Origin of the sequence: Photorhabdus kleinii (genome assembly GCF_025384885.1) — a bacterium.
Taxonomy (GTDB): domain Bacteria; phylum Pseudomonadota; class Gammaproteobacteria; order Enterobacterales; family Enterobacteriaceae; genus Photorhabdus; species Photorhabdus kayaii.
Genome location: NZ_JAJAFY010000016.1, coordinates 77692 through 84519, shown reverse-complemented (window position 1 = coordinate 84519; position 6828 = coordinate 77692). Strand labels below are relative to the sequence as shown.

5 protein-coding genes and 1 riboswitch are annotated in these 6828 nt (G+C 34.3%); of the genes, 3 read left to right on the top strand and 2 right to left on the bottom strand.

Going from position 1 to position 6828, the window contains the following annotated elements:
- Positions 1 to 448 precede the first annotated feature (448 nt).
- The 3 genes from LG003_RS10400 (at position 449) to LG003_RS10390 (ending at position 2826) form a co-directional block, all read left to right on the top strand.
- Positions 449 to 739 (top strand): hypothetical protein, encoded by a 291-nt coding sequence (locus tag LG003_RS10400; protein ID WP_158537794.1) that lies wholly within the window; start codon positions 449 to 451, stop codon positions 737 to 739.
- A 273-nt stretch (positions 740 to 1012) separates the two neighbouring features.
- A complete protein-coding gene (locus tag LG003_RS10395) occupies positions 1013 to 1345 on the top strand; it encodes a DUF6694 family lipoprotein (RefSeq protein WP_112879063.1) in 333 nt (110 codons plus the stop codon).
- A 164-nt stretch (positions 1346 to 1509) separates the two neighbouring features.
- Positions 1510 to 1681: riboswitch (M-box (ykoK) riboswitch) on the top strand.
- Between the two features lie 74 nt (positions 1682 to 1755).
- A complete protein-coding gene (locus LG003_RS10390; protein ID WP_112879064.1) occupies positions 1756 to 2826 on the top strand; it encodes a magnesium transporter in 1071 nt (356 codons plus the stop codon).
- A 629-nt stretch (positions 2827 to 3455) separates the two neighbouring features.
- On the opposite strand, the gene LG003_RS10385 is transcribed toward LG003_RS10390, so the two are convergent.
- Both LG003_RS10385 and pssA read right to left on the bottom strand, forming a co-directional pair.
- Positions 3456 to 4121 (bottom strand): PAS domain-containing protein, encoded by a 666-nt coding sequence (locus LG003_RS10385; RefSeq protein WP_112878053.1) that lies wholly within the window; start codon positions 4119 to 4121, stop codon positions 3456 to 3458.
- Positions 4122 to 5373: 1252 nt separating this feature from the next.
- Positions 5374 to 6729, bottom strand: a complete 1356-nt coding sequence (gene pssA, locus LG003_RS10380; RefSeq protein WP_167405287.1) for a CDP-diacylglycerol--serine O-phosphatidyltransferase — start codon at positions 6727 to 6729, stop codon at positions 5374 to 5376.
- Between the last annotated feature and the right edge of the window lie 99 nt (positions 6730 to 6828).

Below are 6828 nucleotides of genomic sequence, written 5' to 3'. Positions count from 1 at the left end.
TTTCATTATGTGAATATATTTGTGTTTTATATTTATTACTTAACCGAATTTATCTTGTCATGTTTTATATTTTTTTTGACATCAACTATAGTAGATTACAAAATAATAGATGTCTATTAGCATGTTATATAAAATATTAGGTATATTAACGAACGGAAATTATAAGCAAAGGGTGCGATTAAATATCCGTTGGAATATACCAACGGATTGAAAAGCAATATTATTTTGCTGTAACCTAGAATACCCCGTTACCATCAAGGGAGGTAAAAGTTTTATGCAGGTATAGGCTGTCAGCTTGTGGATCGATATCTTCAAATAATTTCGGATGCAGGAATTTAGCAAAGATAACCGGGATACCCGCTTTTTCGACGCTAAATTAACCTTCCGGCCAGCAACGTCCTTGACTGTAATGACTTTTGCTTGCGTAAAGACAGGCAGTAATATCAATATGGCAGTCAGAATATATTTTGCAGTGCAGTGGATGATTGCCATTATTTCTCCTTTATTTTCGGTGCTGGTTTTTAAATGGTTAAGCGAGGCGATAAACGCAAGTATGATCTCATCTAATTGTGATGGTTCCAACTACATTATTGGTCTGAATATCGGCAGTTACTGTGGTCGTATCTGGATCTGTCATGTTGTCGGTTGGTCGGGTGTTTTAAGCATTTGGTCGATTTGGCAGAAAGTCGTTTTTTATGTTGTTGAAGAAATAACAAATGATCGTATTTTGGCATCGTAGCTGCTAACCATAAAGATAATTATTCTGGAATAACATGATGAGAAATTTCATTTTATTTGCTATTTTTTATCAATTTGGCTAATTATATACCCTATGGATTTCAAGATGCATCGAGACGGCAAGGGAGTGAATCCCCGGGAGCATAGCAAACTATGTGACCGGGGTGAGCGAGTGCAGCCAACAAAGAGGCAACTTGAAAGATAATGGGTATAAACGGTTTATTGTTTCTGCTTCTGTTATTATTCCCTTGTCTAATATTCTGTGGGGATGAATATGAAAAGATTGTTAGTAATTTGTTTGTTAGGATGCGTATTAGCTGGCTGTGATAGCCAACCTAAAATGGATGCTTCTAATGAAATCGCGTTGAAAGCATCCATTGAAAAAGTAAGAGATAGGCTACCAGATGATAAAAAAGTGAAGTTTGATGAATCAATTCAATCGGCTATGTTTAATAGTATCGATTTTAATGATTTGGTTAAATCAGGTTCTAATAGTGACATGAAAGAATCGAAACAAAAGTTTTATAAATTGCTGGATGGTAAAACGGCTGACCAATTGATTGCTGAAGTTGAAAAAATTGAGTCTAAGAGATCAAAAAATGAATAACTCCTTCATAGGATTATTCTTATTAAACGGCAAGGGGTGGAAATTTATGCCGTTTTTTTATTATCATCATAAACTTAAATGAAACTTAAATGAAAATTAAACAAACTAACTTTCAATTTTGAGTTATTACGACTTTTGTTTACAATGTGCGCCGCATTCTAAGTGCAGTATCTCGTTAGGCGAGGCTCCTATACAAACACAGGTTGCTGATCTGACGACGTCGAGAGACGCCCAAGATTAGGACAGGATATATCGAACCAAGGTATATCCCCATGTAACTTTCTGATAATTCAGGATACGTTGTATAGTGCTAAAACCGAGACGTAGAGATAGTCGTTGTATTCTCTCATCTGGTTTCGCCCCTATGTGAGTGCTGTTTGAAGTTCACAACAGTAATAGGGACCAACATCATGAAAATCACATCCCATGAAAAAATGGATGCATTAGCGATTGCTAATCATTCTATTAATGAAATAAATGCTGATCAGCAGCGGAAACATCGATTGAAAAATGAAGAGACAACGGTCAGCGCATATATGAGCCAATGTTTCATTTCTGTATCTGTTGCTGATTCTGTTTTGTCGGTAAAAAGTCATTTGATTGATCAGCTTGAAGGTGAGCAGATCCCAACTTACTTATATGTTATTGATGCTGAAGGCTATCTTAATGGCATATTACCGGTGAAAGTGTTATTAACTGTAGCCGATGATTTATTTGTGTCAGATATTATGAGGCAAAGCTATTTTTCCGTATCACCGGAACAGTCGCGTCATGATGTTTATAATTTGATAAATCACAGTGGTATGGATAGTGTCCCGGTTACTCATTTTGGCAAATTGGTTGGGGTACTACGATCGCAGGATATTGCTGAGTTGGTTGAAGATGAAAATACGTTGGATGCTCATTTGCAGGGGGCAACTTTACCTCTGGAGCAGCCTTATCTTAGTACCAGCCCAATAACATTATGGCGTAAGCGTGTCGGGTGGTTATTATTGCTATTCGTTGCAGAAGCTTATACCGGTGCTGTGCTTAAAGCATTTGAAGATCAATTGGAAGCGGTAATTTCTCTCGCATTTTTCATTCCGTTATTAATAGGAACGGGGGGCAACAGCGGGACGCAAATTACCTCAACTTTGGTCAGAGCAATGGCATTGGGGGAAGTGAGTTTGCGTAATCTATGGGCTGTGTTACGTAAAGAGATTTCCACTTCATTTTTAGTTGCAATAACGATAGGTTTTGCCGCGCTTATCCGTGCCTGGGTATTAGGTGTCGGTATTGAAGTGACGATTGCTGTTAGTTTGGCCATCATTGCAATCACCCTCTGGAGTGCCATTGTTTCTTCCATTATTCCAATGGTATTGAAAAGGCTATCTATTGATCCGGCTGTTGTATCCGCTCCTTTTATTGCCACGTTTATTGATGGTACAGGGCTGATTATCTATTTCGAAATAGCGAAATTAGTGATGACAGAACTCGTTTAAAATTACCAATAAGATGCCCATATTTATTGGGCATCTTATTGATTTAAAAGGAGTTTTATCTGTGTTTTTATCTGTAATGGTAATTAAAAATTCTTGGTTTTCTGTTTATATTGTTAGATGAAAGAATTTTTTAATATCTTTTTATTAGGAGTGTAAATAGGATTTTATTTAAATTAACTTAATGTTTTTATATATTTAATGTTGGGTTTAATTATCAGTCAATATAAATAAAATGAACGGATTTAATATGGTAAAATATATATTTAAAATAATTTGGTTAAATAAATTGAGTTATTTTCTGTTTTAATGAATTGATTTATTTAATTTGTAATTAATCGATATTATTTCGATGTGTTTTCAAATGGTTTATTTTTAATTTAAAATTTACTTGTGGTGATAAAATAGGTGTTTTTGTTATATTGAATATGCTTGAGGTTTTAATAAAATTCTATTTTACCCCAGGCATAATCAGTGACGCGCGTTATATACCCGTTATCTTTCAAGTTGCCTCTTTGTTGGCTGCACTCGCTCACCCCGGTCACATAGTTATCTATGCTCCCGGGGATTCACTCCCTTGCCGTCGCGAATCAATAGGGTATAAGGCTAACTTCGTCCGTAAAAGAAGCCCTTTAAGTTAATAAAAATTTCTCAGGTATATAGTGATAAAGATTATTGACTCGACAATATTCTTCTAATTGAAGAGTGGAGTTAATATTTATTTTATGATATATCCTGGCCGTATGGTTTTCAATTACACTAGAATCAAGATTCAATATTATTCCAATTTGATTTATTGTGTATTTCTGTAAGAAAAGGAAAATAATATCCGATTCACGCTCAGTAAAAAGATCTGTCGGTGGTTGGAGTAAAATGGATGAGGGAAGTTTATTATGATATTGATACAGACAGGTTAATGAATAGTCCTTCGCCTTCCAGCAATGATATATAATGCCTATACAACTTCCATCTTCGTGATAAAAAGGCATCTTTTCACAGAAATAAGATAATAGAATTTGCTCTTTACCAAATACATGTGTTTCAAGTGAGCATATATTTTGCCCTTTTTTCATTACTTTTTGATCATGATGAATATATTCCTTTGCAAATTCAGCGCCGCCCCAAGGGAGTTCATGATCATAAAGCCCACTGTAATCAAATGATTGTGAGAAATTTTTGATAGAACTTAATGCTTTATTACCATAAATAAAACATGAAGAACTATCTTTTATTCCCCAAGGTTCATTACTTATTTCCATTGTATTGATAATCTGAGGCGATATCGTACAGTTCTTCATAAAATCTCCTTCATAATTTGAAGATTAAATAAACATTCTACTTTTGGATTCCCTCGTGTTTTCTGGGATAATATAGCAATAAAATTGACTTTTTTCATAAGAATTTTCTAGTTTTTTACTGTTTTAAGCAGATCGAATTGTTGTTTATTATTTAATTCAGATCCATTCCAAGGAAGTTCATGATTGTAAGACTTTCTCCGATTAAATAATTTTTCAATATTATGAGTAAATTATTTTGTTGCTAAATTATCGTAAATAAAATACGGATAACCATTCTTTACGCCCCACGGTTTGTGATTTTTTCCACATATTAATGAATTGTAGAGTGATATTTGATATAAAGTGCATTTTATGTTCTCAATGATATTTTATATAGTTAATAATATATTATTACGATATTATCGTTGTGGAATAATTTTTCCAGTTTATCAATTTATTTTTATCTAAATATTCAGCAGGCCATATTAAAGAACAGCGATGAAAAACAGATCCGCTAAATAATCTTCTATATTGAATATTTACCTGTTTTAATATGATTTTTTATTATAGGAAAATTAAGCGTAATGTTTAAATAGGACTAGTTACTTAATCATAACCTTAAATTTACAGTATTTTAGATAAACCTGAGTATTTCATACGCGTTCCACTTACTTTATCTTCATTTTTATCTTTTACAATTATCGTATCATTTTCCCAGTCGCCAATTAGTTATTTATGATTTATGATTTATGATTTATGAATGTTCATTAATACTGGCTCTATTTTTAATTGAGAAAGCATCTGAAAATGAGGCGGTTTTGGGTGCTTATTTACTTAATCTATTCCGGGATTTTATCTGATGGCTATTCCCGTTAGAATTAGTGAATATATCAGTATCGAAAACAAGTTTCATTATTTTAGTCCTACTCATACTCGCTCTATAAATGAATGAAGTTTGGAAAAGGAATTATATATATTAAACTTTAAATCGGTATATGATTAATAAGATATTCCAAGCAGAGAAATAACATTTCAAAATAGAATATTTGAGGATTGTAATTCGATTAATTTTTTGTTGAAAATAGAGTATTAACAGAATTGGTTGTTTTATATTTTTTTAATCTCTAAATCTAGATTTACGTACTTTTGAATATTATTATTATTTAAACAAAGTTGAGATTTATCAAATTAAAGTTCGATGGTAAAAATCTCCCGCGATTATTCAATATCAGGAGATTTGATTTAGAAAAGATAATTTGCTTTATCGATTCAATTACAGAATACGACTAATCAATTTGTCTACCCGGATGCGACGTAAGCGGCGGATAAGTTTACGTACTTTGACTGGGTAAAGCTGGATGCTGTCCAATTCCTGATAATCACTGACAACCGTAGTATAAGTACGGATACAGTGTAGTTCTTTTGTACGTTGCTCCTGCATTTCTTTATGAGGATCGTGGATAAGAATGGCATTTTCTAAATCGAGTCCCCAGGCACGAGGATTAAGATTATTTCCTGTAATCAATTGCCATTGATTGTCCACCCACACACCTTTTAGGTGGTAGCTATTATCACCATCTTTCCATAACCTGATAGTCAGTTGATTGTTGTCAACATAACGCTGTAGTCTACTGATGAAACGGCGCAGATTAATTTCATATAAATAGGGCAATGCACCGATAATTTTAAATGGTTCTTCCGGTGGAATATAAAAATCGTTGGCAGTTTTATCGCCAACAATAATTTCCACATGTTTACCTTTACGAAGTAGATGAACAATCCGTCGGACAATGATGGCTGGAAGATTAAAATACGGAGTGCAAATAATCAGCTTTTGTTCTGTGCTGGCGATCAGATGACTAATGGTTTTATTTAGTAGATTCTTCTTTCCCAGACCGGCAAGGGGAGTGACAGATAGTTCGTCATTCGTTGCCTGATTATTTATTTTATAGGTAGTGTGCCGCAGAGAAAAACGTAATTGACGGATCAAATTTTTAATTTCAGGAATACGAGGACGGTTTTTACAATCCAGTTTCTGTACGGCTCCTGTAGCGATAATGTAATTATCAACAAAGTGTTTCATTGCTTCTGCAAGTTTTGCATTGTGAAGCAAGTGGTAGCGATCATAACGATATTTATCATGTTGGTGGAGATAAACATCATTAATGCTTGCTCCGCTATAAACCACAGTATCGTCAAAGATAAAACCTTTTAAATGTAAAACACCTAGTGCTTCGCGGGTATTTACAGGTACACCTAGTACTGGAATTTTCACATCAGGATAAGCTTCTGCCATAGAACAATACCAATCGGCATTCGTTACCATTGCAGCCGCACCAATTCGTCCACGTTGTGCTCGATGCCAGTCAACGAGCACTTTAATGTCCAAGTCCGGGCGTTGTTGTTTAGCTGTATAAAGTGCATTAAGGATATCTTTCCCTGCATCATCATTTTCCAGATAGAGGGAGATGATATAAATATGTTTTTCAGCGTTAGCAATTTTTTCCAGCAGGGTGCTGCGGAACACTTCAGGTTGATAAAGTGTTTTAACATCAGCAACTGACTGAGGTAGCTTAGGCAGTTGTGCAAGGTGTTGTTGATGTTTAGCTTGTTTGAATTTAGACAACATCACAGTGCGCTTTTTCTCTTATGTTGGATGGCTATATGTAAAGCAATGAATCAAATGATCTGGCGATAATACCATTAGTCTGGCTAATTGTGAGCATGA

Excerpts from the sequence above, each read along its gene's own strand:
- LG003_RS10395 (WP_112879063.1), top strand. The coding sequence starts at position 1,013 with ATGAAAAGATTGTTAGTAATTTGTTTGTTAGGATGCGTATTAGCTGGC.
- LG003_RS10400 (WP_158537794.1), top strand. The coding sequence starts at position 449 with ATGGCAGTCAGAATATATTTTGCAGTGCAGTGGATGATTGCCATTATT.
- pssA (WP_167405287.1), bottom strand. The coding sequence starts at position 6,729 with ATGTTGTCTAAATTCAAACAAGCTAAACATCAACAACACCTTGCACAA.
- LG003_RS10390 (WP_112879064.1), top strand. The coding sequence starts at position 1,756 with ATGAAAATCACATCCCATGAAAAAATGGATGCATTAGCGATTGCTAAT.
- LG003_RS10385 (WP_112878053.1), bottom strand. The coding sequence starts at position 4,121 with ATGAAGAACTGTACGATATCGCCTCAGATTATCAATACAATGGAAATA.